Origin of the sequence: Caldimonas manganoxidans ATCC BAA-369 (assembly GCF_000381125.1) — a bacterium.
Classification (GTDB): Bacteria; Pseudomonadota; Gammaproteobacteria; order Burkholderiales; family Burkholderiaceae_C; genus Caldimonas; species Caldimonas manganoxidans.
Map to the genome: position 1 here is coordinate 59079 of NZ_KB905930.1, position 25737 is coordinate 84815.

Consider the following 25737-nt stretch of genomic DNA (forward strand, 5'->3'; position numbering starts at 1 on the left):
CGGGCATGCTCGGCGGCCTGATCTCTCAACCAAGGAGAATGTCCCATGCGACTGATTCCACGACCCCTGGTGTGCGCCGTGCTGGCAACCGGCGCGCTGGCCATGCCGGCCCTGGCGGCCGACAAAGTGAAGATTGGCTTCCTCAGCACGCTGTCCGGACCGGGGGCCGGCCTGGGCATCGACATCCGTGACGGCTTCAACCTCGCGCTCAAGCACACCGGCGGCAAGCTCGGCGGCTTGCCCGCCGAGGTGATCATCGTCGACGACCAGCAAAGCCCGGATGCCGCCAAACAAGCCACCGAGCGCCTCCTCAAGCGCGACCGGGTGGATTTCATGACCGGTGTGGTCTTCTCCAACGTGATGCTGGCCGTGGGCCAACCCATCTTCGAGAACCAAACTTTCTATATCAGCGCCAACGCCGGCCCTTCGCAATATGCCGGCCAGCAGTGCAATCCCTACTTCTTCAACGTGGCCTGGCAGAACGACAACCTGCACGAAGCCGTGGGCAAGACGGTGGCCGACAAGGGCTACAAGCGCGTGGCCTTGCTGGCGCCCAACTATCCGGCCGGCAAAGACGCCCTGACCGGATTCAAGCGCTACTACCAAGGCGGCGAGGTGGTCTCGGAGATCTACACCCGCCTGGGCCAGCTCGACTATGCGGCCGAACTGGCCCAGGTGCGCGCGGCCCGGCCCGATGCCATGTACATCTTCCTGCCCGGCGGCATGGGCATCAACTTCATCAAGCAGTTCGTGGCCTCGGGCATGTCCAAGGACACCACTTTGTTCGGCCCCGGCTTCTCGGCCGACGAGGACGTCATTCGCGCGGTGGGCGAGCCCATGCTGGGCATGTTCAACACCTCGCAATGGGCGCATGACCTCGACAACCCGCAGAACAAGCGTTTCGTGGCCGATTTCCAAAAGGAGTACGGCCGTCTGCCGTCGCTGTATGCCTCGCAAGGCTATGACGCGGCCATGCTCATCGATGCCGCCGTGCGTGACGTCAAGGGCAAGATCGAGGACAAGGCCGCGTTGCGTAAGGCGCTGCAAGCCGCCAACTTCAAGTCCGTGCGCGGGGCGTTCAAGTTCAACACCAATCAGTACCCCATCCAGGACTACTACCTGCGCATCGTGCACAAGGATGCCCAGGGCCGTATCACCAACCGCACTTTGGGCACGGTGTTCAAGAACCATGTCGACGCCTACGTGGGCGCCTGCAACATGAAATAAACCCAAGGCGCGACCGTGACCCTGACGCTCATCCTCGAGCAGGCTCTCAACGGCCTGCAATTCGGACTCATGCTCTTTTTGCTGGCGGCCGGGCTGACCCTGGTCTTCGGCATCATGGACATGATCAACCTGGCCCACGGCTCGCTCTACATGGTGGGCGCCTACCTCACGGCGGCCGTGGCCCAGGCGTCGGCCTCCTTTGCCGCGGGGTTGGCTGCCGGCGTCGTGGGCACGGCGATCTTCGGCATGGCCTTGGAGTTCACCATCCTGCGGCGACTGTACCAGCGTGATCACATCTCCCAGGTGCTGGGCACTTTTGCGATTCTGCTCATGTGCAACGAAGCCGTGCGCATGATCTGGGGGTCCCAGCCCATCTTGCTCAACCCGCCGGCGGCGCTGGCCGGCCCGGTCGAGCTCTGGGATGGCTTCAGCTATCCCGCGTACCGACTGCTCATCATCGGGGTCGGGCTGGCCGTCGCCTTGGGCCTGTTTCTGCTCATCACGCGCACGCGGGTGGGCATGCAAGTGCGTGCTGGCGCCTCCGACCGCGAGATGGCGCTGGCCATGGGGGCGGACGTGCGCAGGCTGTTCACGGCGGTCTTCGGTGTGGGCGCGGCATTGTGCGCCGTGGCCGGCGGTCTGCTGGGCCCGCTGGTGGCCGTGCAGGTGGGCATGGGCGAGAACATCCTGATCCTGGCCTTCGTGGTCATCGTGATCGGCGGCATCGGCTCGGTGCGTGGTGCCCTGATGGGCTCGCTGCTGGTGGGCGTGGTCGATACGCTGGGACGCACCTTCGTTCCCGTGGCCCTCAGTGGCCTGCTGGGGCCGGCTGCGGCCTCCGGCGTGGGGCCGGCGCTGGCCTCGATCCTGATTTACGTCCTGATGGCCGTGGTGCTGTTCTGGAAGCCCGCAGGGCTGTTCCCGGCGCGAGGTTGAAGACATCATGAGCGACTCGATGCACGCCACTGCGAGCACCGACTCCATGGCCGGCCAAGCGCTGCCGCAGAACACGGCACCCATGCCGCCGCAAGGGCTGCTGGACCATCGGCTGCACCTGCGCTGGGCCTTGCCCGTGCTGGTGCTGCTCGTGGCCTTCCCGCTGGTGGCGCAGGCGTTGGACGAGGCCTTTTACATCAGTCTGGGCAGTCGCATCCTCATTCTGGCGCTGGCTGCCACCAGTCTCAACCTCATCCTGGGCTTCGGTGGCATGGTGAGCTTCGGCCATGCGGCGTTCTTGGGCATCGGGGCCTACACCGTGGGCATCGCCATGGTCCATGGCGTGGTCTCGGCCTGGGTGAGCTGGCCTCTGGCGGCCCTGATGGGCGGCCTGTTCGCGCTGGGCATCGGTGCGATCAGCCTGCGCACGCGCGGCGTGTACTTCATCATGATCACACTGGCCTTTGCCCAAATGCTCTACTACGTGATGATCTCGCTGCGCGACTATGGCGGCGAGGATGGCCTGCCGCTGCCGCAGCGCAGCGAGCTGGGCCTGGGGCTGAACCTGCGTGAGGACATGCACTTCTACTACGTGGTGCTGGTTCTATTCGCCGCCTGCTTCGTCTTCATCTGGCGGCTGCTCAATGCCCGCTTCGGTCATGTGCTGCAAGCCCAGCGCGAAAACGAGACGCGCATGGTGGCCATCGGCTTTGCGGTGTATCGCTACAAGCTCGTGGCTTTCGTGCTGGCCGGCGCCATGGCCGGCCTGGCCGGCGCGCTGATGGCCAACCACAGTGGCATCGTCAGCCCGGCCTTGATGAGCTGGCAGCAGTCCGGCGCGCTGATGATCATGGTCATCCTCGGTGGCGTCGGCCATCTGTACGGCGGCTTCGTCGGTGCAGTGGTCTTTCTGCTGCTGGAGGAAATTGCGTTGGGCTACACCATCCATTGGCAGTTCGGCGTGGGGGCGGTGTTGTTGCTGGTGGTGCTGGCGGCCCCGCGGGGCCTGATGGGGTTGTTCGCGAAGGAGTTGCCATGAGCGCGACACCGCTGCTCGAACTCAAAGGCTTGGTCAAGCGCTTCAGCGGTTTGACGGCGACTGACCAGGCCAGCTTGGAGGTGTGGCCTGGGGAGGTGCATGCCTTGATCGGCCCCAACGGAGCCGGCAAAACCACCCTGATCCATCAAATCTCGGGCGCGCTGCGGCCCGATGCCGGATCCATCGACTTCGAGGGCCAAGACATCACCCGCTTGCCGATGCATGCACGTGTGCTGCGCGGCTTGGTGAGGTCGTACCAAATCACCAGCATTTTCAAGCGTCTGAGCGTGCTGGACAACTTGGCCTTGGCCATCCAGGCCCGTCAGGGCTCGAGCCTGCAGTTCTGGCGTCCTGCCCGGCAGGAGCGGGCTCGATACGAGGAAGCCGCCGACATCGCACAGCGCGTGGGTCTGGGCGCGCGGCTGGATGCTCTGGGCGCCGCCCTGGCTCACGGCGAGCAGCGGCAGCTCGAACTGGGGCTGGCGGTGGCCACGCGGCCCAAGCTGCTGCTGCTGGACGAGCCCATGGCGGGCATGGGGCCGGAGGAGTCCGAGCGCATGGTCGGCTTGCTGCAAAACCTGCGCCGCGAGCTGACCATGCTGCTGGTGGAGCACGACATGGATGCGGTGTTCCGTTTGGCCGACCGCATCTCCACCCTGGTGGCCGGCCGCATCATCGCCAGCGGCAGCCCGCAAGCCATCCGCGAGCATCCCGAGGTCAAGCGCGCGTACTTGGGCGACGAACTCGAGGCCACCGTGGCATGAGCGCCTTGTTAGAAGTCCGTAATTTGGAGGCCGGGTACGGCCGCAGTCAGGTGCTGTTTGGCATCGATCTGAGCCTGTCCGCCGGCCAGATGGCCACGCTGCTGGGCCGCAATGGCATGGGCAAGACCACCACGGTGCGATCGATCCTGGGCCTGCTGCGTCCCCACGCAGGAGAGATCCGCTTCCTTGGCGAGCGCATCGATGGGCGAGCGCCCGACCGCATTGCGCGCATGGGGCTGGCCGTGGTGCCCGAAGGGCGTCGGATCTTTCCCAATCTCACGGTGCAAGAGAACCTGCTGGCCTTCGCAGCCAATCGCTGCGCCTGCGCCGAGCCGTGGACCCTCGAGCGCGTGTACTTGCTCTTTCCTCGGCTGAAGGAGCGTGCCAGCCACCTCGGCAACCAGCTGTCCGGCGGCGAGCAGCAAATGCTGGCCATCGGCCGGGCCTTGATGACCAATCCGCGCCTGCTGGTGCTGGACGAAGCCACCGAGGGCCTGGCGCCCTTGATCCGCGAGGACATCTGGCGCTGTTTGGCCGCGCTGCGTCAGCAGGGGCAGACCCTGCTCGTGATCGACAAATATGTGCAACGCTTGGTGCGCCTGGCCGACCATCACACCATCATCGAGCGCGGCCGGGCGGCCTGGCAGGGCGATTCACGACAGCTCGGGGCCGACCCCGCTCTGTGGCATCGCTATATCGGCGTGTGAGCATGCTCATGCCAGGGATTGCACAGCGTCACGCCTTCGAGCGCCCGCAGCTCATTCGCTTTTCGCACTGCGACCCGGCCGGGTTGGTGTTCTATCCTCAGTATCTGGTGATGTTCAACCAACTGGTCGAAGACTGGTTCACCGAGGCTTTGGGCCTGCCCTATGCCGAGATCCTGGGCCCGCGCCGCACCGGGCTGCCCACGGTCAGCCTGACCTGTGACTTCATCGCCCCGAGCCGTATGGGCGAGATCCTCACGCTGGGTTTGACGCTCCAGCGCGTGGGCAGGGCTTCGTTCAGCGTGGACTGGGGAGCGCGCTGTGGCGACCAAGCCCGCGTCACGGCCCGCCAAGTGCTGGTCACCACATCGCTGGACACCCATCGCAGCATCCCCATTCCCGAGGACATGCGTCGAGCACTGCTGGACCGTGCGTCCCCACGACACGGAGATCGAACATGAAGATTTTGCAACCCCCGGACTGGCCGCGACCCAAGGGCTATGCCAACGGCGTGGCCGTGCGCGGCCAGATGGTGTTCGTCGCCGGGATGATCGGCTGGGATGCCCAGGGGCGGTTTCACACCGACGAACTGGCCGGGCAGGTCCGGCAAGCGCTGGCCAATGTCGTGGCGGTCTTGGCCGAAGCGGGCGCCCGGCCGGAGCACATCGTGCGCATGACCTGGTACCTGACCGACAAGCGCGAGTACCTCGCTCAGCAGCGCGACATCGGCCGCGCTTACAAAGAACTCATTGGTCACTACCACGCCGCGATGACCGCGATCGAAGTGTCGGCCCTCATCGAAGACCGGGCCAAGGTAGAGATCGAAGTGACCGCGGTGATACCCGATGCGTGATCTGCCGAACCCTCAACTGAGGGCGGCCAGCGCCCGCGCGGTGATGTCTTCGACCGACCCCAGCCCCTCGATGCGGCGATATTTCGGCGCCATCGGATCGCCGGAGGCGGCCCACTGTGAGTAGTAGTCCACCAGCGGACGGGTTTGGCTTTGATAGACCTGCAGCCGCTTGCGCACCGTCTCTTCCTTGTCGTCGTCGCGCTGGATCAGGTCTTCGCCGGTCACATCGTCCTTGCCTGGCACCTTGGGCGGGTTGTACTTGATGTGATAGGTGCGCCCCGAAGGCGCATGCACACGCCGCCCGCTCATGCGTTCGATGATGGCCTCGTCGGGCACGTCGATCTCCAGCACGTAATCCAGCTTGACGCCAGCGGCTTTCATGGCATCGGCCTGCGGGATGGTGCGGGGAAAGCCATCGAAGAGGAAGCCGTTGGCGCAATCGGGCTGCGCGATGCGCTCCTTGACCAAGCCGATGATGATGTCGTCGCTGACCAAACCGCCAGCGTCCATGACCTTCTTGGCCTCCAGCCCCAAGGGTGTGCCAGCCTTGACGGCCGCGCGCAGCATGTCGCCGGTGGAGATCTGCGGGATGCCGAATTTCTGACAGATGAATTTGGCTTGCGTGCCTTTGCCTGCGCCGGGTGCGCCCAAGAGTATCAATCGCATGAGGATCCTTTGGAAAATGCCATGCCGGGCGCGGCGCGCCCGGCACCAGTTGCGGGCGAGGATATCACGGGGTGCCCTGCGCGAAACTGACGCACTTGGCAGGGTTTCCCCGTGACAGGGCGCTGGCTTTCAGCCGCCCAGCAGCTTGCGCACGCGCTCGAGGTCCTCGGGGGTGTCCACCCCCGGTGCAGGCAAGGTCTCGCTCACGTGCACGGCAATGCGATGGCCATGCCACAGCACGCGCAACTGCTCCAAAGACTCGATGTGCTCCAGCGGGCTGGGTGGCAAGGACGGAAAACGCCTCAGAAAGCCGGCGTGGTACCCATAGATGCCGATGTGGCGCAAGGGCGCCGGATGACTGAGCGTTCGGATGCCCTGCGCGTAGCCATCGCGCCACCAGGGCAAGGGCGCGCGCGAAAAGTACAGTGCACGCCCGGCCGCGTCACACACCAGCTTCACGACATTGGGATTCGTGAATTCGGCCGGTGAGCTGATTTCGTGGGCCACGGTGCTCATCACGCAGTCGTCGCGCATCATCAGCGCTGCGGCGGTCGCATCGATCAGAGCCGGATCGATCAGGGGCTCGTCCCCCTGCACATTCACCACCACTTCGTGGTCGCCCAGGTCCAGTTGCTCGCAGGCTTCGGCCAAGCGGTCACTGCCTGTGGGATGGTCGCTGCGCGTCAGCAAGGCCCGCACGCCATGGGCCTGGCAGGCGTGCACGATGTCGGGGTGATCGGCTGCCACCACCACTTGGTGCGCCTCGCTGGCCTGGGCCCGGTGTGCCACCCGCACCACCATGGGCACGCCGGCCAGATCCGCCAGCGGCTTGCGCGGCAGGCGGGTGGATCCGAGCCGGGCCGGGATGAGGACGGTAAAACTCACGGAGCCTCCACCTCCGTCGGCGCGGACTCCGCGGTATCCAGGCTGCGTGCCTCGCTCTCGAGCATCACCGGGATGCCGTCGCGGATCGGGTAGGCCAGACGGTCGGCTTTGCAAATCAGCTCGCGCGCCTGTTGATCGTGCTGCAGCGGCCCCTTGCACAGGGGGCACACCAGCAATTCCATCAATCGGGTGTCCATCAGTGTTCTTCCTGCGCCGCCTGGGCGGCTCGAACGCCTTGCAGCAGGTGTTGCAAGGCCAAGTGATAGTGCGGATCGGGCTCGAAGTCTAGCGCGACCACATGCAGCCGAGGGTCACTGGCCAGCGCCGAGCCCGGGGGCAGTTTGACGGCGTCTTTTTCGGTCAGCAACACGACGTCGGCAGGATGGCCGCGCCAGGGCGCCTCCGTGTAGACGTGATGGTCGGCCAGCGCGAGGGTGTCGAGGTGTAAGCCGGCTGCACGCAGCATGTCGAAATAGCGTTGCGGATGGGCGATGCCGGCCACGGCCAGCACGCGGGTGTCGGCCAGGGTGGATAGGGGGCGTCCGGTGTGGGCGCCCTGCCACCACTGAGCCAGCGGGATCGCTGGCCCCAGGGCCCGCCGAGCCAGCCAGCCCGCCCGCGCCGTCGAGGCCGCCGGTGCGTTGTACAGCACCAGGTCGGCGCGGCGGTCTGCATGGTCACGCAGTGGCCCGGCCGGCAGCCACCAGCCGTTGCCGATGCCGCGTTCGTCGAACACCAACACCTCGACATCGCGAGCCAGGCGGGGATGTTGCAGGCCGTCGTCGCAGACGATCACGGTGAGTTCGGGATGCCGTGCCAACAAGAAGCGGCCGGCTGCGGCACGGTGGTGCCCCACGGCCACCGGGGCGCCGGTTCGCAGGTGCATGAGCAAGGGCTCATCGCCGACCTCGGTGGCGGGGCTGTGGGAGGTGACTTCGCACAGACCCCGGCTGCTGCGGCCATAGCCGCGAGAAACGATGCCGGGGCGTTCACCGGCGGCTCGTAGCGCGCGCACGGTGGCAATGACCGTCGGCGTTTTACCGGCACCGCCGGCCACCACATTGCCCACGACGACCACGGGGCAGGGCAAGCGTTCACGGGGCCGCAGCCCCCAGGCATAGGCGCGACCATGCCACGTGGCCAGCGCCCGGTACAGCCACGACAGCGGCCACAGGACACAGGCCAGCGGGCCGCGTCGGCTCCAAGCGGCCTGCAGGCGCATCGCGACCCTGACGGACACGGGCATGGGCAAGGACCGAATCGACGACCTTCAGCGCCCCCGAGAGGGCTCGCTCAGCCGGGTGGCGAAGGTCAGCTGGCTCAAGCCGGCCCGCCGCGCGGCATCCATCACGTTGACCACGCTTTGGTGTGCCGCGTGGGCATCGGCCGAGATCACCACCACGGCCTCGGTGCTGCCGGCGGCGGCACGCATCTCGGCGGCCAGCAAGTGCACGGCGCGGCCGTCCACCAGGCGGCCATTGACGGCATACTGTCCATCGGCCGAGACCGAGACGATCACTTCCTTGGGGTGTTGGCGCGGCGGCTGCGCGTCGGCCACTGGCAGGTTCACCTGCAGCTCGGCGAACTTGGAATAGGTGGTCGTGAGCATCAGGAAGATGAGGATCACCAGCAGCACATCGATGAACGGAATGAGCGCGATCTCCGGCTCCTCCGGGCGTCGGTGATGGAAATTCATCTTCTTCACGACCGGTCCTTGCGAACTCAACGCTGCGCGGTGAAGCGCATCAAGTGAGGCACCATGCGCTCGGCGGCCTGTTCGAAATCGAGCACGTACTCGTCGACCTTGCCGCGGAAGTACCGGTAAAACATCAGCGAGGGAATCGCGATGATCAGCGCAAACGCCGTGTTGTACAGCGCAATCGAGATGCCGTGGGCGAGCTGCTGCGGATTGCCGCCGGTGGTGCCCCCTTGCGAGGCAAAGATCTCGATCATGCCGATGACCGTGCCCAGCAGCCCCATCAAGGGCGCGGCCGCGGCGATGGTGCCCAGGGTGTTGAGATAGCGCTCCATCGAGTGGGCGGCCGCACGCCCGGCGGTTTCAAAGGCAATGCGCAAATTGGATTCGCTGATGCGCGGCTCGTTGATCACACTGCGCAGCCCGGCGGCCAGCACTTGCCCCAGCAGCGAACTGGCGGCCAGCTTGTTGACCACCTCCGGCGCAGGCAGGCCGGCTCGGGTGACGGACAGGACTTCGTCGAGCAGCTTGGGCGGAGCGATGCGCGAACTGCGCAGGCTGGACAAGCGTTCGATGATCAAGGCCAGGGCCACGATGGAACACGCAATGAGCGGCCAGATCGGCCAGCCGGCGGCTTGTATGATCGAAAACAACGAGCTACCTCCTCGCGGGTGAGGGTCCGAGGGTCACGACGGGGGCGATTATGACCCCAAGCGCGCCGATGACCACGTGCGGGGCCGTGTGGTGCTGCACATCTGCGACGGTCTCGTGGCGCCGACGGTCAGTCATCCACGAATCTTGTGGATAACTTTGTGGGAAACCCGGGGGCAGCGCTCGCAAAGTGGCGTTGCGACAAGCCCTCTGACGGATTGCTGCATTCATGAGCACAAAAAAATTCAATGAAATCAAAGACTTGGAACGTTGTGACGTGCTGATGACAGCCGCAACACCGCGTCGAGCCTTGTTTGGCGCGGCTGTGGAGTTTTAACCCCGCGCCGAGCTTGGGAATGCAGCGCATGTCCTTCTTCGAAGCGGCACACGGCCAAGGGCCGCGTGGCCCCTGGCGGGTGGCGGCCTTGCTGCGGGCCATTGCCGATCAGCTGCAGGCTCGCTTCGGCGCCGTCACGGTGCAAGGCGAGCTGTCCAGCTTCACGCGCGCGCCCAGCGGGCATTGCTACTTCGCCCTCAAAGACGATGAGTCGCCCGAGCCGGCGCTGATCCGCGGGGCGATGTTTCGCCGGGCGGCGGCCATGCTCGACTTCGAACCCCGGGAAGGGCAATGCGTCGAGATCCGCGGTCGACTGGCCGTCTATGACGCCCGAGGCGACCTGCAGCTCGTGGCCGAGAGCATGCGTCCGGCCGGGCAGGGCGCGCTGTACGAGCAGTTTCTGCGCCTGAAGGCGCGTTTGGAGGCCGAAGGCCTGTTCGATGCGGCGCGCAAACGGCCGCTGCCACGGTTCGTCTCCCGGGTGGGCTTGGTGACCTCGCTGGCGGCTGCGGCGCTGCACGACATGCTCACGGCCTTGCGCCGCCGCGCGCCGCATGTCGAGGTCATCGTCTACCCGGCGTCGGTCCAGGGCGATGGCGCGGCCTCAGAGCTGGTGCAGGCGCTCGATCTGGCGGCGCGCCGTCGTGAAGTCGACGTGCTCATCATCGGTCGCGGCGGCGGGTCACTGGAAGACTTGTGGGCGTTCAATGATGAGGAATTGGCCCGCGCGATTGCCGCCTGTCCGCTCCCGGTGGTCAGCGCCGTGGGGCACGAGACGGATGTGTGCATTGCCGACTTCGTTGCCGACCTGCGGGCGCCCACCCCCACTGCCGCGGCCGAGCTGGTGGCCCCCTCGCGCGATGAATGCCTGGCGGAACTGGAAGGCTGGGCCCACCGTCTGCGTGCGGGCATGGGCCGGCGGCTGGAGCAGCAGGCCCAACGCCTGGACCACGCCAGCTTGCGCCTGGTGCGTCCCGCTCAGGTGTTGGCGCGCCGGCGCTCGCAGCTGGACATGCTGGGGCAGCGTCTGGCGGCCGCGCCTGCCCAGCATCTGCGTCTGGCGCGCCAGCGCCCAGGCCCACTGGCGCAGCGTCTGGTGCGCGCTGCGCAGGTGCATTGCCACAGTGCAGCGCAACGATTGGCTGCGCTGCAGTCCCGGTTGGTGGCGCTCGATCCGCAGCGGGTGTTGCAGCGGGGCTATGCCTATCTCACCGACCCGCAGGGCCAGGCATTGGTCTCGGTGCGGCAGATCCAAGTCGGTGAGACGGTGCACGCCGTGCTGGCCGACGGTCGATTGGTCACCCAGGTGCGCCAGCGCCAGCCCTGACCTTGCGCGCCGCGCGGGTGTCAGCCCCTTGTTCGGCGAACCGCGGCTCGAGTGCCTACAATTCCTCGAATCAGTCCCGTTGATCACATCTCCCACGAACCGAAAGGACGACACGATGGAACATACCTTGCCTGCGCTGCCGTATGCGATCGATGCCCTGGCGCCCCACATCAGCAAGGAAACGCTGGAGTTCCACCACGGCAAGCATCACAACGCCTACGTGGTGAACCTGAACAACCTCATCAAAGGCACCGAGTTCGAGTCGATGTCGCTGGAGGACATCATCAAAAAATCCAGCGGCGGCGTGTTCAACAACGCGGCTCAGATATGGAACCACACCTTTTTCTGGCACAGCATGAAGCCCGGTGGTGGCGGTGAACCCAAAGGCAAGCTGGCCGAGGCGATCCGTGCCAAGTGGGGCAGCTATGACGCCTTCAAGGAAGCCTTCAGCAAGGCGGCCGTGGGCAACTTCGGCTCGGGATGGACCTGGCTGGTCAAGAAGCCCGACGGCAGCGTCGACATCGTCAACACCAGCAATGCCGGCACGCCGTTGACCACGGCCGACAAGGCTTTGCTGACGATCGATGTGTGGGAGCATGCCTACTACATCGACTACCGCAATCTGCGCCCGAAGTTCGTCGAGACCTTCCTGAACTCGTTGGTCAACTGGGACTTCGCCGAAGCCAACTTCGCCTGAAGTCGTTGCCTCTGGCATGAAAAAGAGCCGGCCCTGGTGCCGGCTCTTTCGCTTGACGCAGCACAATATGGGGCTTGGTCCCCCCGTTTCTTGCCCTTTGCACGACGATGAGAATCCTGTTGGTCGAAGACGACCCGGCGCTGTCGCTGGGAGTGGCCCGCGCGCTGCAGCGCGAAGGCTGGCATGTGGACACCTTGGGCGATGGCGCGGCCGCCTGCGCCGAAGGGTTGATCGACCAATACGATTTGGCGGTGCTGGACCTGGGGCTGCCCCGTCGCGACGGCATGGACGTGCTGCGCACCTGGCGCAGCCGCGGTGCGCATCTGCCCGTGCTCATCCTCAGCGCTCGTGACGAGCTGTCCGATCGTCTACAGGGCCTCGATGGCGGAGCCGACGACTACTTGGTCAAGCCGTTCGACGTGCCTGAACTGGTGGCGCGTTTGCGTGCGTTGCAGCGCCGTGCCGAGGGACGCATCGACGACCGCCTCGTACTGGGCGATCTCGAGCTGGACGTGCGCCACCGCGAGCTGCGCTACCGCGGCCAGCGGGTGCACCTCAGCCCCCGCGAACAAGCGCTCACCGAGCTGTTGATGGCGCGTGCGGGCCGGGTGGTGCCCAAAGAGCATATCGTCTCCACCCTGTCCAGCTGGGAGACCGACTTCAGCGAGAATTCGGTCGAGGTCTATATCCACCGACTGCGCAAGCGCTTCGCCGATTTGGGCGTGGTGATCCGTACCGTGCGCGGCTTTGGCTATCTGATGGAGACCGAAGCGGCCGCCCCCGACGCCCCGCCGCCGGCCTGACACCGTGGGCCGCGCAGCGCAAGAGCTTGGCGATCGCGCACCGGCGGCTGCGGTGCAAGCCGGTCGCAGCCTGCGTGCCCAGTTGCTTGGGCCGCTGATGTGGATGTGGCTGGTGGTGGCGTTGGTGGCCGCGTGGGGGGCCTACAAACTCGCGCAATTCGCCGGTGACACGGCCTACGACCAGACGCTCCAGGACGAGGCCGGGGCCATTGCCACCCAGGTCTACTGGACCGACCGCGGCCCCTTGCTCGAGCTGAGCGTACAGGCCCAGCAGCTGTTGGCGCGCGACAGTGCCGACCGCAACGCCTACATGGTGATCGATGAAATGGGCCACATCCTGGCCGGTTCGGGCGACCTGCCCATGCCAGAGAACATCGACGCCAGCTTCACGCAGCCTCAGCTGTTCGATGCCAGTTATCTGGGTGAGCCCGTGCGAGGGGCGGTGTACTCCATTCGTTCGCCCATGCTCGATCGGGTGGTGTCCATCGTCGTGGTCGAGACGCGCCGGCGGCGACAGCAGCTGGAGCGAGAGATTCAAGTCGCCGTGCTGCTGCCGACGGTGGCGCTGGGCTTGTTGACCTTCGGCTTGCTGCACTGGGGCATTCGTCGCGGGGTGGCCCCTTTGCGACGGGTGGCGGCGGCCGTGGAGGCGCGCGATCCACGCGACTTGCGACCGCTGCCCTTGCAGGGCGTGCCAGCCGAGGCCGTGCCGCTGATCGAGCGCATCAATGTGCTGCTGGCCAATGTCGAGCGCGCCGTTCAGCAGCAACGGCGCTTCGTGGCCGACGCCGCCCACCAGCTACGCACCCCGGTGGCTGGGGTGCGCGTGCTCGCTCAGGAACTGCAGCACGAATGGCAGCACGGCGGCGGCTCGGCAGCCGGTCTATTGCGTGAGCTGGTGGCCAGCACCGAGCGCATGGGGCGCTTGGTCTCCCAACTGCTCAATCTCGCGCGATCGGAATCCGCTTTGCGTCATGAACTGGCGACCCTCGAGCCGGTGGATGTCATCGCCGCGGTGCGCGAGGCGGCCGAACCCTTGGCGCTGCAGGCCAGCCGTCAAGGACGCGAGTTCGACCTGCAGCTGCCTGCACAGCCCTGTCATGCCCGGGTCCATCCCTTGTGGCTGGGGGAGGTGGTGGCCAACTTGCTGGACAACGCGCTGCGCCACGGCGGCGCTCATGTGCGTCTGAGCGTGCAGGCCGAGCCGGACGGGCTGCTCATCGAAGTGTGTGACGACGGCCCCGGCATTGCGGCGGATCAGCGCGAGCACGTCTTCGAGCCATTCTGGCGGGCCGAGCGATCCGACACGCGGGGCGTGCAAGGCAGCGGATTGGGCTTGACGATCGTCAGAGACGTGGTGCTGGCCATGGGCGGACGCATCGAGCTGCGCAGCCGTCCCGAGTTCGACGGCACGAGCTTTCGGGTGTGGCTGCCCTCGGTCAGCCCCCGCTCCCACGAGACGTGAGGGTCAGCGCGCCGGCCCGATGGGCCCACCTTGAATGCGCATCCCCGGCGTGATGCCGCGCCGGGCGAACCAACCTTGGTTCATTTCCAGCGCCAGCCGCACCGGCTCGGCCGAACAGTGCGAATCGAGCGTTTGCGGCTGCATGTCGGCGATGTTGACGATGCGTCCGTCATCGGCCAGGAAGGCGATCGACAGCGGAATCAGCGTGTTCTTCATCCAGAAACACTGCACCGCGGCCGTCTCGAAGACGAAGAGCATGCCCTCATGAGGAGCCAGTTCCTTGCGATGCATCAAGCCGATGGCGCGCTGCTGCGGTGTGCGGGCCACTTCGGCGGAGATGGCATGAAATCCCGCGCGTAAGGGCACGCTGGGCAGCTTCTGGGCGGCTTCTTGGGCCCAGGCGGTCAGGGCCCAAGTCAGACCGACGAGACCCATGGTCATGCCGCGACGCAACGTGGTGAGGCGGCTGGGCAAGGCTGATGACTTGATCTGGATCATGGTGCTCTGGAAGGCTGGAGGCTAGATTCTCCGTGCGCCCGCGGCCGATGTCGACCCGTCGGGTATGGATTTTGCCGCGATGCCCAGCGCCCACCCCCCCGCCCGAGCCGAGCTTGCCGCCTGCGCCCCGTCCGACGCCGAGGCCGTGGCTTGGGACGACCCGCTGGAGCAGGCGCGCTTCACCCAGGAGGTGCCCGATCCGACCGGTGGTGCAGCGCGCCGGCGCTCCGTGCTCATCGTCGAGGGCATGTACTGTGCGGCCTGCTCGGTGCACATCGAAGAAGCTCTGTTGCGTCTGCCCGGAGTGCTGCAAGCCGATGTCCATCCCATCTCGCGCCGGGCCAGTGTCCTGTGGGATCCGGCGCAAGTGCGAGCCTCGGACATCGCCCATGCCGTGGCGAAGGCCGGCTACCGTGCCTATCCGGCCTTGTCGGCGCAAGCCGAAGCCGACCGGCGGCGCCAACAGCGCCAGGCGCTGTGGCGGCTGTTCGTCGCTGGCTTTTGCATGATGCAGGTGATGATGTATGCGGTGCCCACCTACGGGGTGGCCCCCAGTGGCAGCCAGGACATGAGTGCCGACATCTGGCGCTTGCTGCAATGGGCGAGCTGGCTGCTGAGCATCCCGGTCCTGTTGTTTGCCGCCGGGCCATTTCTGCAGGGCGCATGGCGCGATCTGCGTGCGCGTCGCATCGGCATGGACGTGCCGGTGGCGCTGGGCATCGTCGTGACCTTCATCGCCAGCACCGGCGCGACCTTCGACCCCGGCGGCCCGTTCGGCCAGGAGGTCTACTTCGACTCGCTCACCATGTTCGTCTTCTTCCTGCTGGTGGGGCGTTACCTGGTGCTGCGCGCCCACAGCGCCACGGCGGCCGCGCTGGAGTCCTTGATGCAGCGACTGCCCGAGACCGTGGAGCGCGAATCGGCCGAGGGCCACATCGAGACACTGCCGATCTCGCGCCTGCAAGCCTCAGACCGGGTGCGGGTGCGCGCTGGCCAGGCGTTTCCGGCCGACGGGCGCATCGAGGCCGGCAGTGCCTGGGTGGACGAGGCGTTGCTCACCGGGGAGTCCACCCCGCAATGGCGCGGGCCAGGGCAAGCGGTGGTGGCCGGCAGCTTCAACCTTTCGGCTCCCGTGTGGGTGCGCGTCGAGCGGGTGGGGCGTGACACCCGCTATGCGCGCATCGTCGAGTTGATGCAGCGTGCAGCCAGCGAGCGTCCAGCCTTCGTGCAGGCCGTCGACCGCATGGCTGCACCGTTTCTGTGGGCCGTGCTGCTGGCGGCGGCCCTGTGTGCGCTCGTCTGGGCGTTCATCGATCCCAGCCGCAGCCTCTGGGTGGCTGTGGCCGTGCTCATCGTCACCTGCCCATGTGCTTTGTCTCTGGCCACGCCATCGGCTCTGCTGAGCGCCGCCGGTGCCTTGGCTCGCCGCGGAGTGCTGTTGCAGCGCCTCCAGGCGCTGGAGGCCTTGGCCGAGGCCCGGGTGTTCGTGTTCGACAAGACCGGCACGCTCACCGAAGACCGTCTCGAGCTGAAGCAATGCGAGGTTCTCGATGCGCGGTGGTCGCGGGATCAGCTTCTGGCCCATGCGGCGGCTCTGGCCCAGGCCTCGCTGCATCCGGTCTCGCGGGCGGTGGTCGAAGCCGCCGCGCCCAAGGGTGGCCTTGCCCCCGTGCACGAGGTGCACGAATGGGCCGGTCGCGGGCTGGAGGGGCGCGACGCGCAGGGGCGGTGTTGGCGCTTGGGCTCATTCAGCCATGCGACGGACGCTGGCGATGCACGCGCCGGCGCTCACCCCCCGGCGTCCTTGGGGCCGGAAGCGTGGTTGAGCGTCGATGGCGCCGTGCTGGCTCGCTTCGAATTCAGCGAGCGCCTACGGCCCCAGGCCCATGACACGATCGCTGCATTGCGTGCACAAGGCGTGCAAACCGTGTTGCTGTCGGGCGACCGCCCCGAAGCTGTCGAGGCCTTGGCCCGCCGTCTGGGCATGGATCACTGGCGAGGCGGCGCTTCGCCCGAGGACAAACTGGCCTACGTGCATCAGGTCCAAGCCCAAGGATGCAAGCTGGCTATGGTGGGCGATGGCCTCAACGACGGCCCGGTGCTGGCTCAGGCCGATGCCTCCTTGGCCATGGGGCAGGGGGCCGCGTTGGCGCGAGCCCAGGCCGACATCACGCTCATGAGCAGCCGCCTGTCCGATGTCGTGGCCGCTTGGACGATGGCGCGACGCACGGTTCGCATCATCCGTCAAAACATGAGCTGGGCAGCCGCCTACAACGCCCTGGGCATCCCCTTGGCCGCCCTGGGGTGGATGCCACCCTGGCTGGCCGGCCTGGGCATGGCCGCCAGCTCCGTGCTCGTGGTGGCCAATGCCTGGCGCTTGAGCCGTGGCGACTTTCCGGCCGGCAATCCGGCGGCGGCCTTGGGCAGCGCACCGCTGACCGCCACCCCTGGCGCTTGAAGGCCAGCCATGGACATCCTGTTTTTGCTCGTGCCGCTGTCGGTCGTGCTGGTGCTGTTGATCCTGGGCTTGTTTGCCTGGGCCTTGCACAGTGGCCAGTTCGACAACATGGAACGCGAGGGCGAGCGCATCCTTTGGGACGATGCGCTGTCCGACGAGAACTCCGTTGACGACGATCAAGGTTCGGTGCGCAGGCATCCGGAACAATGACCTGACTGACTTCCAGGAGAGAGGCGACATGTCTTCGTCATCGACGTTCTCCGCCGCTTCGGCGGTGAACTACAACGACACCGTGGTTCGGCAGTTTGCGATCGCCGCCATCGTCTGGGGCGTGGTGGGGATGCTGGTGGGCGTATGGATCGCCGCCCAGCTGGCCTGGCCACAGTTGAATTTCGGCATCCCCTGGCTCAGTTATGGCCGCCTGCGTCCGCTGCACACCAATGCCGTGATTTTCGCCTTCGGCGGTAGTGCGTTGTTTGCCACCAGCTACTACGTGGTGCAGCGCACCTGCCAGGTGAGGCTGATCTCCGACAAATTGGCGGCCTTCACCTTTTGGGGATGGCAGGCCGTCATCGTGGCGGCGGCCATCTCATTGCCCATGGGCTACACCAGCGGTAAGGAATATGCCGAGCTCGAATGGCCGATCGACATCCTCATCACCGTGGTATGGGTGGCCTACGCGGTGGTGTTCTTTGGCACCATCGGCATCCGCAAAGTGCGCCACATCTACGTGGCCAATTGGTTCTTCGGGGGCTTCATCCTGGCCGTGGCTTTGCTGCACTTGGTCAACAGTGCGGCCATGCCGGTCAGCTTCATGAAGAGCTACTCGGCCTACGCCGGCGTGCAAGACGCCATGGTGCAATGGTGGTATGGCCACAATGCCGTGGGCTTCTTTTTGACCGCGGGCTTCCTGGGAATGATGTACTACTTCATTCCCAAGCAGGCCGAGCGCCCGGTGTACAGCTATCGCTTGTCCATCGTGCACTTTTGGGCCTTGATCTTCACCTACATGTGGGCAGGCCCCCACCACCTGCATTACACCGCGCTGCCGGACTGGGCGCAAAGCGTGGGCATGCTGTTCTCGCTGATCCTGCTGGCGCCCAGCTGGGGCGGCATGATCAACGGCATCATGACCCTCTCGGGGGCTTGGTACAAGCTGCGCGACGATCCCATCCTGAAGTTCCTGATCGTGTCCCTGTCGTTCTACGGCATGAGCACCTTCGAGGGACCGATGATGTCGATCAAGACCGTCAACGCTCTGAGCCATTACACCGACTGGACGGTCGGGCATGTGCACTCCGGCGCATTGGGCTGGGTGGGACTGATCACCATGGGGTCGCTGTACTACCTCGTGCCGCGCCTGTACGGGCGCAAGCAGATGCACAGCGTGCGCGCCATCGAGCTGCACTTCTGGATTGCCACCATCGGCATCGTGCTCTACATCGCCGCGATGTGGATCGCCGGCGTCATGCAAGGCCTGATGTGGCGCGCCATCAACCCCGACGGAACACTCACCTACAGCTTCGTCGAAAGCGTCAAGGCCACCTATCCCTTTTACGTCATCCGACTGCTGGGCGGCATCCTCTACCTCGCCGGCATGGGCGTGATGGCCTGGAACGTGGCCATGACCGTGCGCAGCGGCCGCGCGACTGAAGTGGCCATCCCGGCCATGAAGCCCGCGACGGCTTGAGGCTGGGATCCCAGATTACGAGGACTCATCATGGCTGATTCCTACAACAAGCCTGGCTTGTTCACCCACGAGAAGATCGAGACCAACAACTTCTTGATGATTCTGCTGATCATCTTGGTGGTGTCGATCGGTGGCCTGGTCGAGATCGTGCCGCTGTTCTTCCAACGATCCACGACCCAAGCCGTCGAGGGGCTGAAACCCTACACCCCGCTGCAACTGGTGGGGCGCGACATCTACATCCGCGAAGGCTGCTATGGCTGTCATTCGCAAATGGTGCGGCCCTTCCGTGCCGAGACGCTGCGCTACGGACCGTATTCCACCGCCGGCGAGTTCGTCTATGACCACCCCTTCCAATGGGGCAGCAAGCGCACCGGACCGGATCTGCACCGCGTCGGTGGCCGCTATAGCGACGAATGGCACCGCATCCACCTGATCAACCCGCGCGATCTGGTGCCCGAATCCAACATGCCCGCGTACCCTTGGCTGGCCAAGACCGTGCTCGATCCTCAAGACGCCGTGGCCCGCATGCGTGCGCTGCGTCGCCTCGGCGTGCCGTATAGCGACGAGGAGATTGCCAAGTCCCCCGACGAGCTCAAAGGCAAGACCGAGATGGATGCCGTGATCGCCTACTTGCAGGTGCTTGGCACTGCCATGAAGTGAGGGACAGACGATGGACATCGATGTGAACGACCTGCGCATCATCGTGACGGTGGTGTCGTTGCTGATCTTCATCGGCATCTGCGGCTGGGCCTATGCCCGCCGTAACCGAGAGCGCTTCGACGAAGCGGCCCGCCTGCCCTTCCAATCTGAATAGCCCGAGCACACCATGAGCGACTTCTTCCATGACGGCTGGTCGATCTTCATCGCCGTCACCACCATCCTGAGCTTGATCGCATGCTTGTTGCTGCTCATCGTGGCGTCCAAGCGCAAGATCATGGCCAACGACAACACCACCGGTCATGTCTGGGACCAAGATCTCAAGGAATTGAACAACCCGCTGCCGCGCTGGTGGATGGGGCTGTTCGTCATCACCGTTGTGTTTTCCGCCATCTACCTGGTGTTCTACCCTGGGCTGGGCAGCTATCAAGGCCGCTGGGGATGGTCCCAGGCAAGCCAATACGACAAGGAAATGGCCAAGGCACAGGCTCAGCTCGAACCTTTGTACGAACAGTTCAAAGGCAAGACGGCCGAGCAGTTGGTGGCTGATGCGCGGGCCATGGGTATCGGCGAGCGTCTGTTCTTGAACTGGTGTGCTCAATGCCATGGCTCCGACGCGCAAGGCGGTCGCGGATTTCCCAACCTCACCGATGGAGACTGGCTGTGGGGTGGCACACACGAGGACATCAAAACCACCATTGCACAAGGACGCACTGGAGTGATGCCGCCGATGGGCCAGGCCATCGGCGGGGGTGAAAACGTGCGCAACGTGGCGCATTACGTGATGAGCCTGTCGGGCAGCCCGCACGATCCGATCGCCGCCCAACTGGGCCGCTCCAAGTTCGGTGCCTGCGCGGCTTGCCATGGCCAGGACGGTAAGGGCAACCCCTCGATGGGCGCTCCCAACCTGACCGACCGCATTTGGCTGCATGGTTGGGGAGAGCAGGCCATCATGCATATCATCAACAACGGCAAGACCAACGTCATGCCGCCGCATGCCGGCAAACTCACCGAGTCGCAAATCCACGTCTTGGCCGCCTACGTTTGGGGTCTGTCGCACCCGGATGCGGGGCAGGCACGCTGAGCGTGCGCGTCAATGGAGCCATCCGGTGAGCCGTACCGAATCCAAGATCATTGCCCTGCGGCCCGCCGCCGCAGACAACGGTGATGCGGCGGGCCAGACGGTGTCTCTGTATCAGAAGCAGCAGAAGATCTACCCCCGCGCCGTCCATGGCTGGTTTGCGGCGTGGCGCTGGGCGCTGGTGTGGCTCACCCAACTCGTCTTCTATGGGCTGCCTTGGCTTCAGTGGAACGGGCGCCAGGCCGTGCTCTTCGACCTGGCGGCGCGGCGTTTCTACATCTTCGGCTTGGTGCTCTACCCGCAGGACTTCATCTACCTGACGGCGTTGCTCGTCATTTGCGCCTACGCATTGTTTCTGTTCACAGCGGTCGGGGGGCGACTGTGGTGTGGTTATGCCTGCCCGCAGACGGTCTACACCGAGATCTACATGTGGGTCGAGCGCAAGATCGAGGGCGACCGCAGCGCACGCATGCGACTCGATCAAGGCCCATGGACCTTCCAAAAGCTGTGGCGCAAGACGGCCAAGCAAGTCGCATGGGTGGCCATCGGTCTGTGGACCGGATTCACCTTCGTCGGCTACTTCACTCCCATCAAGACACTCGGCGCGGAAGCGCTGACACTGGGCCTGGGGCCCTGGGAGTGGTTTTGGATTTTGTTCTACGGCTTGGCCACCTATGGCAATGCCGGCTACCTGCGCGAGCAGGTGTGCAAGTACATGTGTCCCTATGCGCGCTTCCAGAGTGCGATGTTCGACCGGGACACCATGATCATCACCTACGATGCGACGCGCGGCGAACCCCGCGGCTCCCGCCCCCGCAAAGCCAATCCGAAGCAACTCGGACTGGGCCACTGCATCGACTGCAGCTTGTGCGTGCAGGTCTGTCCTACCGGCATCGACATCCGCAACGGCTTGCAATACGAGTGCATCGGCTGCGCCGCATGCATCGATGTGTGCAACGGCGTGATGGACAAGATGAACTATCCGCGTGGGCTGATCCGCTATTCCACACAGAACGGCATGAGCCATGGCTGGACGCGAGCACAGATGTTCAAGCGGGTGCTGCGCCCACGGGTGCTCGTCTACACCGCCATCCTTGCGTTCATCGGTGCGGCTTTTGTCGGCAGCCTGGTGCTGCGCAGCCCCTTCAAAGTGGACGTCATCCGCGACCGCGGGGCGCTGGCGCGCATCGTCGAGGATGGCTACGTCGAAAACGTCTATCGTTTGCAAATCATGAATGCGCTGGAGCAGCCTGAGCGATACCGCATCGGCGTCTCGGGGCTGGAGGGTTTGCGCCTGGCCTCCGAGTCTCAAGTCGAGGTCGAACCTGCCGCTTCGCGTTGGGTGGTGGTGCGCGTCCAGTTGCCGCCGCAGCACGCCGAGCCCTTGCGAGGGCATACCCATCCCATCGAGTTTCGTATCGACCGCTTGCCCCAGGGCGGCCAGACCGAGCATCGCGTGCTCGAACGATCCACCTTCTTGGTGCCGCGTTGAGCGGCAACCCTTGGGAGACCCCTGCCATGAGCCGACCTGCCAATCTGTCTCTTGCCCAACGAGCCGGCGCGCCATGGTGGCGTGAGCCCATGATGTGGCTGGTGTTGGGCGCCCCCGCGGCGGTGATTGCCGCCTGTGTCGTGACCATCACGCTGGCGATCCGGCATCCCGATCCCGTGCTGCAGCGTAGCGCCGTTTCCGCCGCGGCGACCCGTTCCGGCGCAGGCGCGGCCTCCGAGCGGAGTTGGCTGCCTGCGCAACAGGCTCGCAACCACAGTGCCACGCCAGCCTCGGCCCTGACCGGCCGGGGTGAATGAGACGGCACGCGGCGCCACCTTCGTCTTGGTCCGTCGAGGCTCACCTGCGATGAAACTGCCTTGGATGAGTATCCTCTGGCCGGCCTTTTTGATGGCCGGCGTCGTCGAGACGGTCGTCTTCGCGATGGTCGACCCCCAGGAGCTGCATTGGATCGGAGGGGCTCCGATCGAGCTGTCGGTCACGGCGGTCTATTCGTTGGCCTTCTTTTTCTTCTGGGGTGCTTTCATCCTGGCCGGCGTGACGATGCACCTGCTGGCGCACCCGCCGCAGCGAGATGATGCCTGAGTTGGGCGCCAGCGGTTCAGCAGGTGCTGTTGTTGACCAGGCGGCGCAAGCCGTCCTCATTCAAGATACGGATCTGTCGCTGCTTGACTTCGAGCAAGCCGTCTTCCTGGAATTTCGAGAACGTGCGGCTGACGGTCTCTAGTTTCAAGCCGAGGTAGCTGCCGATTTCCTCGCGGGTCATGCGCAGGATCAGCGCCGAGGGCGAAAAACCGCGCGCCTGCAGGCGCTGCGTGAGGTTCAATAAAAAGGCGGCAAGGCGTTCCTCGGCACGCATGCTACCCAGCAGCAGCATCACACCATGGTCGCGCACGATCTCGCGGCTCATGATCTTGTGAAACGAACTCTGCAACTCGGTGAACTCGCGCGACAGCTCTTCGAGTCGATGGTAGGGAATCACACAGACCTGAGAGTCTTCCAGCGCCACCGCATCGCAGGTATGGCGGTCCTGACTGATGGCATCCAGCCCCAACAACTCCCCAGCCATCTGGAAGCCGGTGACCTGGTCGCGTCCGTCCTCCGAAGACACCCGGGTCTTGAAAAACCCCGTGCGCACGGCGTACAACGACTGGAACGGGTCGCCCGCATGGAACAAGGCCTCGCCGCGTTTGACGCTGCGACGCGAGGCCACCATCTGATCCAGCTTCTCGAGATTGGAGCGAGACAGGCCCACGGGCAGGCACAGTTCGCGCAGATTGCAGCTCGAGCAAGCCACTTTGAGGGAATCGAGTTTGAGCATGCGCGTCGGCTTCTCCTTGAGGTCCATTATGGACCTTTGCGCGTCCTGGGAGACGATCGGAGGGGTGAGGCTTGCGCGGGCCGGCCGTGCCGGAGGCTGGGTCGAGGCGGCCAAGGGGGCCCACAGGGGGGCCAGGCTGGCGTCGGAGGGCGTGTCGAACGGCATGGTGCAGGCTCCTCAGGCAATGTGCCGATTGTTCAGGAGCGTTCTGCACAGGGTCTTGAGCAAGATCAAGTCGTCAGCCGATCGCTCTGGCACAGTGCCCCCATGACGCACGATCCCGCCTTGCCGATCGCCCCCGAACTCTTACAGCGCTTCGACGTTCCGGGGCCCCGCTACACCTCTTATCCGACGGCAGACCGATTCGTCGAAGCCTTTGGGCCGGCGCAACTCGCGCAGGCCCTGGCTCAGCGCGCCGGTGGGGTGGGGGCCGTCGGGGGACGCGCTGCGGCCTTGTCCTTGTATGTGCACATCCCGTTTTGCGAGTCGGTGTGCTACTACTGCGCGTGCAACAAGATCATCACCCGCCATCACGAGCGGGCGGGCCAATACCTCGAGGCCCTGGAACGTGAAATCGCGTTGTACGTCGATGTCCTGGGGCGCGACCAGCCGGTCAGCCAGCTGCACCTCGGGGGCGGCACGCCGACCTTTCTTGCCGACGAGGAACTCGCAAGGCTGATGCAGGTCTTGCGAACCTCTTTCTGGTTGGTGCCCGGCGGGGAATACAGCATCGAAGTCGATCCTCGCACCGTCTCGCCGCAGCGCTTGTCCCATCTGGTGTCGCTGGGTTTCAATCGCATCAGTCTGGGCGTGCAGGATTTCGATCCCGACGTGCAAAAGGCGGTGCACCGCGTGCAGTCCTTCGACAGCGTGGCTCGTTTGATCGAGCAGGCGCGCGAGCTGGGCATCGAATCGGTCAATGCCGATTTGATCTATGGGTTGCCACGACAGACGGCGACCTCATTTGCCCGCACGCTGGAGCTCATGGGCCAGTTGCGGCCGGACCGCATCGCCTTGTACGGCTATGCGCACCTGCCAGCGCGATTCAAGCCTCAGCGGCGCATCGATGCCAGCGAGCTGCCCGGACCTGCCGACAAGCTGGCCATGTTGTCGGCGGCCATTGCCAGCTTCGCTCGGGCCGGCTACGACTACATCGGCATGGACCACTTTGCCTTGCCCAACGATGCGCTGGCCGTGGCCAAGCGCCAAGGCCGACTGCACCGCAACTTCCAGGGCTACAGCACCCAACCCGATGCCGACCTCATTGCCTTGGGTGTGTCAGCGATCGGCCGGGTGGGCAGTCACTACAGCCAGAACGTCAAAACCCTGCCCGAGTATTACGACGCCCTGCGCCAAGGGCAATTCCCTGTGGCCCGAGGCTTGGCACTCACGCGCGATGACCTGGTGCGCCGCGCCGTCATCATGGCCCTCATGTGTCAAGGGCAGGTCGCGTTCGAGTCCATCGAACTGTCGTACCTGATCGACTTCCGCCACTACTTCGCGGCCGAAATGGCGCAGCTCGAACCCCTGGCCGCGCACGGGCTGCTGCGCATCGAGCCCGATGGCCTGTATGTGACGCCGTCGGGCTGGTACGTCGTGCGGGGCATCGCGATGGTCTTCGACAAATACCTGCAGGCCGAGCGCAGCCGCGAGCGATTCTCCCGCATCATTTGACGATGAACGGACGATGAACGCGGCCTTGCTGCTCAGTGCGGGATTGATGGGCCTGGCCGGGAGCCTGCATTGCACCGCCATGTGCGGCGCTGCCACACTGGCCCTCGGTCGCTCGGGAACCCGTGGGTGGGCGTTCCAGGCCGGGCGCTTGCTTGGCTATGGAATGGCCGGTGCAGTGGCTGCCGGCGCCCTGCAGTCCCTGCAATGGGCGGCGGCGCAGCTGAGCGTGCTCAAACCCTTCTGGGCCATGTTCCATGTGGCCGTCATCGCCCTGGGGCTGAGCCTGCTGTGGCGGGGGCGCCAGCCGCACTGGCTCGACGCGCTGGCCCACCACGTCTGGCAGCGTCTGCGTCAAGCCCCCCTGCGGCGCTGGCCGCTGCAGGGCGCAGCCAGCGCCCTGGTGGCCGGGCTGATGTGGGTGCTGCTGCCCTGTGGGCTGTTGTATTCGGCCTTGATGGTGGCGGCCCTGGGCAACTCGATGGCCGAAGGGGCTGCGGTGATGCTGGTCTTCGCGCTGGCGTCGGCCGTGGGCTTGCAGGCCCTGGCGTTGACATGGCAGCGCCTGCGCGGGGCGGACGCCGGGTGGCGGGGCACCTGGGTGGTCCGTGCCGCCGGGGCGATCCTGGCCGCCAGCTCCGCCTGGGCCCTGGGGCACGGCCTGTGGATGAACTTTGGCGCACCGGTGTGTCGATGAGGCTGTGCGATTGGCGCCTGGACGATGCGCCGGCCCCCCCGCAAGCGGCCGTGGGCACGGCCTGCACTGCCTTAGAATCGTTCGTCTAAAACAATCTCTCACCC

30 protein-coding genes are annotated in these 25737 nt (G+C 65.4%); 22 read left to right on the plus strand and 8 right to left on the minus strand.

The genetic code is table 11. The features are described from left to right. Window positions 1-45: 45 nt before the first annotated feature. Genes F615_RS0101260 through F615_RS0101290 form a run of 7 tightly spaced genes read left to right on the plus strand, consistent with a single transcriptional unit; the run spans window position 46 to window position 5523 of the window. A complete protein-coding gene (locus F615_RS0101260) occupies window positions 46-1227 on the plus strand; it encodes an ABC transporter substrate-binding protein (RefSeq protein ID WP_019559358.1) in 1182 nt (393 codons plus the stop codon). Between the two features lie 15 nt (window positions 1228-1242). Further along, entirely contained in the window at window positions 1243-2163 is a 921-nt protein-coding gene (locus F615_RS0101265) for a branched-chain amino acid ABC transporter permease (protein ID WP_019559359.1), read from the plus strand. Between the two features lie 7 nt (window positions 2164-2170). Beyond that, on the plus strand, window positions 2171-3202 hold the full coding sequence (locus F615_RS0101270) for a branched-chain amino acid ABC transporter permease (RefSeq protein WP_019559360.1): 1032 nt from the start codon (window positions 2171-2173) through the stop codon (window positions 3200-3202). Beyond that, window positions 3199-3966 (plus strand): ABC transporter ATP-binding protein, encoded by a 768-nt coding sequence (locus F615_RS0101275; RefSeq protein WP_019559361.1) that lies wholly within the window; start codon window positions 3199-3201, stop codon window positions 3964-3966. Before F615_RS0101270 ends, F615_RS0101275 begins: the two co-directional genes overlap by 4 nt. Continuing rightward, on the plus strand, window positions 3963-4673 hold the full coding sequence (locus F615_RS0101280; protein ID WP_026329921.1) for an ABC transporter ATP-binding protein: 711 nt from the start codon (window positions 3963-3965) through the stop codon (window positions 4671-4673). Before F615_RS0101275 ends, F615_RS0101280 begins: the two co-directional genes overlap by 4 nt. A gap of 2 nt (window positions 4674-4675) precedes the next feature. Next, entirely contained in the window at window positions 4676-5131 is a 456-nt protein-coding gene (locus F615_RS0101285; protein ID WP_019559363.1) for an acyl-CoA thioesterase, read from the plus strand. Further along, window positions 5128-5523 (plus strand): RidA family protein, encoded by a 396-nt coding sequence (locus F615_RS0101290; protein WP_019559364.1) that lies wholly within the window; start codon window positions 5128-5130, stop codon window positions 5521-5523. Before F615_RS0101285 ends, F615_RS0101290 begins: the two co-directional genes overlap by 4 nt. Before the next feature lie 12 nt (window positions 5524-5535). Here F615_RS0101290 and adk read toward each other — a convergent pair whose 3' ends face one another. From adk to F615_RS0101320, 6 genes are all read right to left on the minus strand, one after another. Continuing rightward, a complete protein-coding gene (gene adk, locus F615_RS0101295; RefSeq protein WP_026329922.1) occupies window positions 5536-6189 on the minus strand; it encodes an adenylate kinase in 654 nt (217 codons plus the stop codon). A gap of 129 nt (window positions 6190-6318) precedes the next feature. After that, a complete protein-coding gene (kdsB, locus tag F615_RS0101300; RefSeq protein WP_019559366.1) occupies window positions 6319-7074 on the minus strand; it encodes a 3-deoxy-manno-octulosonate cytidylyltransferase in 756 nt (251 codons plus the stop codon). Then, window positions 7071-7271 (minus strand): Trm112 family protein, encoded by a 201-nt coding sequence (locus F615_RS0101305; protein WP_019559367.1) that lies wholly within the window; start codon window positions 7269-7271, stop codon window positions 7071-7073. The genes kdsB and F615_RS0101305 overlap by 4 nt, the downstream gene beginning before the upstream one ends. Beyond that, window positions 7271-8320: a tetraacyldisaccharide 4'-kinase gene (gene lpxK / locus F615_RS0101310; protein ID WP_033370840.1), complete on the minus strand. Its 1050-nt coding sequence runs from the start codon at window positions 8318-8320 to the stop codon at window positions 7271-7273. Before lpxK ends, F615_RS0101305 begins: the two co-directional genes overlap by 1 nt. 24 nt (window positions 8321-8344) lie before the next feature. After that, window positions 8345-8770, minus strand: coding sequence for an ExbD/TolR family protein (locus tag F615_RS0101315; protein ID WP_019559369.1), 426 nt, complete (start codon window positions 8768-8770; stop codon window positions 8345-8347). 26 nt (window positions 8771-8796) lie between these two features. After that, entirely contained in the window at window positions 8797-9423 is a 627-nt protein-coding gene (locus F615_RS0101320) for a MotA/TolQ/ExbB proton channel family protein (protein ID WP_019559370.1), read from the minus strand. 363 nt (window positions 9424-9786) lie between these two features. Here F615_RS0101320 and xseA point away from each other — a divergent pair, with 363 nt between their 5' ends. From xseA to F615_RS0101340, 4 genes are all read left to right on the plus strand, one after another. Continuing rightward, window positions 9787-11085: an exodeoxyribonuclease VII large subunit gene (gene xseA, locus F615_RS0101325; RefSeq protein WP_033370867.1), complete on the plus strand. Its 1299-nt coding sequence runs from the start codon at window positions 9787-9789 to the stop codon at window positions 11083-11085. 115 nt (window positions 11086-11200) lie between these two features. Next, the gene (locus F615_RS0101330) at window positions 11201-11782 is read left to right on the plus strand and encodes a superoxide dismutase (protein ID WP_019559372.1); all 582 of its coding nucleotides are present in this window, start codon (window positions 11201-11203) and stop codon (window positions 11780-11782) included. A 107-nt stretch (window positions 11783-11889) separates the two neighbouring features. Next, window positions 11890-12585, plus strand: a complete 696-nt coding sequence (locus F615_RS0101335; protein WP_026329924.1) for a response regulator — start codon at window positions 11890-11892, stop codon at window positions 12583-12585. Window positions 12586-12589: 4 nt separating this feature from the next. Further along, window positions 12590-14050: a sensor histidine kinase gene (locus F615_RS0101340; protein ID WP_026329925.1), complete on the plus strand. Its 1461-nt coding sequence runs from the start codon at window positions 12590-12592 to the stop codon at window positions 14048-14050. A 3-nt stretch (window positions 14051-14053) separates the two neighbouring features. On the opposite strand, the gene F615_RS0101345 is transcribed toward F615_RS0101340, so the two are convergent. Beyond that, a complete protein-coding gene (locus tag F615_RS0101345) occupies window positions 14054-14548 on the minus strand; it encodes a DUF192 domain-containing protein (protein ID WP_019559375.1) in 495 nt (164 codons plus the stop codon). A gap of 79 nt (window positions 14549-14627) precedes the next feature. Here F615_RS0101345 and F615_RS17515 point away from each other — a divergent pair, with 79 nt between their 5' ends. Genes F615_RS17515 through F615_RS0101390 form a run of 9 tightly spaced genes read left to right on the plus strand, consistent with a single transcriptional unit; the run spans window position 14628 to window position 22529 of the window. Beyond that, window positions 14628-17006, plus strand: a complete 2379-nt coding sequence (locus tag F615_RS17515) for a heavy metal translocating P-type ATPase (protein WP_156824508.1) — start codon at window positions 14628-14630, stop codon at window positions 17004-17006. Between the two features lie 9 nt (window positions 17007-17015). Continuing rightward, a complete protein-coding gene (ccoS, locus tag F615_RS17520; protein WP_019559377.1) occupies window positions 17016-17216 on the plus strand; it encodes a cbb3-type cytochrome oxidase assembly protein CcoS in 201 nt (66 codons plus the stop codon). Between the two features lie 28 nt (window positions 17217-17244). Then, window positions 17245-18696 (plus strand): cytochrome-c oxidase, cbb3-type subunit I, encoded by a 1452-nt coding sequence (gene ccoN, locus F615_RS0101360; protein WP_019559378.1) that lies wholly within the window; start codon window positions 17245-17247, stop codon window positions 18694-18696. Between the two features lie 30 nt (window positions 18697-18726). Next, window positions 18727-19356 carry a cytochrome-c oxidase, cbb3-type subunit II gene (gene ccoO / locus F615_RS0101365; protein ID WP_019559379.1) on the plus strand — a complete coding sequence of 210 codons (630 nt, stop codon included), beginning with the start codon at window positions 18727-18729 and terminating at the stop codon, window positions 19354-19356. A gap of 16 nt (window positions 19357-19372) precedes the next feature. Then, window positions 19373-19510, plus strand: coding sequence for a CcoQ/FixQ family Cbb3-type cytochrome c oxidase assembly chaperone (locus F615_RS0101370; protein ID WP_026329926.1), 138 nt, complete (start codon window positions 19373-19375; stop codon window positions 19508-19510). A gap of 12 nt (window positions 19511-19522) precedes the next feature. Further along, window positions 19523-20437, plus strand: a complete 915-nt coding sequence (gene ccoP, locus F615_RS0101375) for a cytochrome-c oxidase, cbb3-type subunit III (protein ID WP_019559381.1) — start codon at window positions 19523-19525, stop codon at window positions 20435-20437. Beyond that, complete coding sequence (gene ccoG / locus F615_RS0101380; RefSeq protein ID WP_083932360.1) at window positions 20418-21926, plus strand: cytochrome c oxidase accessory protein CcoG; 1509 nt, start codon at window positions 20418-20420, stop codon at window positions 21924-21926. The genes ccoP and ccoG overlap by 20 nt, the downstream gene beginning before the upstream one ends. A gap of 26 nt (window positions 21927-21952) precedes the next feature. Beyond that, entirely contained in the window at window positions 21953-22243 is a 291-nt protein-coding gene (locus F615_RS0101385) for a hypothetical protein (protein WP_156824501.1), read from the plus strand. A gap of 49 nt (window positions 22244-22292) precedes the next feature. Continuing rightward, on the plus strand, window positions 22293-22529 hold the full coding sequence (locus tag F615_RS0101390; protein WP_033370843.1) for a hypothetical protein: 237 nt from the start codon (window positions 22293-22295) through the stop codon (window positions 22527-22529). A 16-nt stretch (window positions 22530-22545) separates the two neighbouring features. Here F615_RS0101390 and fnr read toward each other — a convergent pair whose 3' ends face one another. After that, window positions 22546-23265, minus strand: coding sequence for a fumarate/nitrate reduction transcriptional regulator Fnr (gene fnr / locus F615_RS0101395; RefSeq protein WP_019559385.1), 720 nt, complete (start codon window positions 23263-23265; stop codon window positions 22546-22548). Window positions 23266-23532: 267 nt separating this feature from the next. Here fnr and hemN point away from each other — a divergent pair, with 267 nt between their 5' ends. Continuing rightward, window positions 23533-24939, plus strand: a complete 1407-nt coding sequence (hemN, locus tag F615_RS0101405; RefSeq protein WP_019559387.1) for an oxygen-independent coproporphyrinogen III oxidase — start codon at window positions 23533-23535, stop codon at window positions 24937-24939. A 13-nt stretch (window positions 24940-24952) separates the two neighbouring features. Beyond that, window positions 24953-25633, plus strand: coding sequence for a sulfite exporter TauE/SafE family protein (locus F615_RS0101410; protein WP_019559388.1), 681 nt, complete (start codon window positions 24953-24955; stop codon window positions 25631-25633). Window positions 25634-25737: the final 104 nt, after the last annotated feature.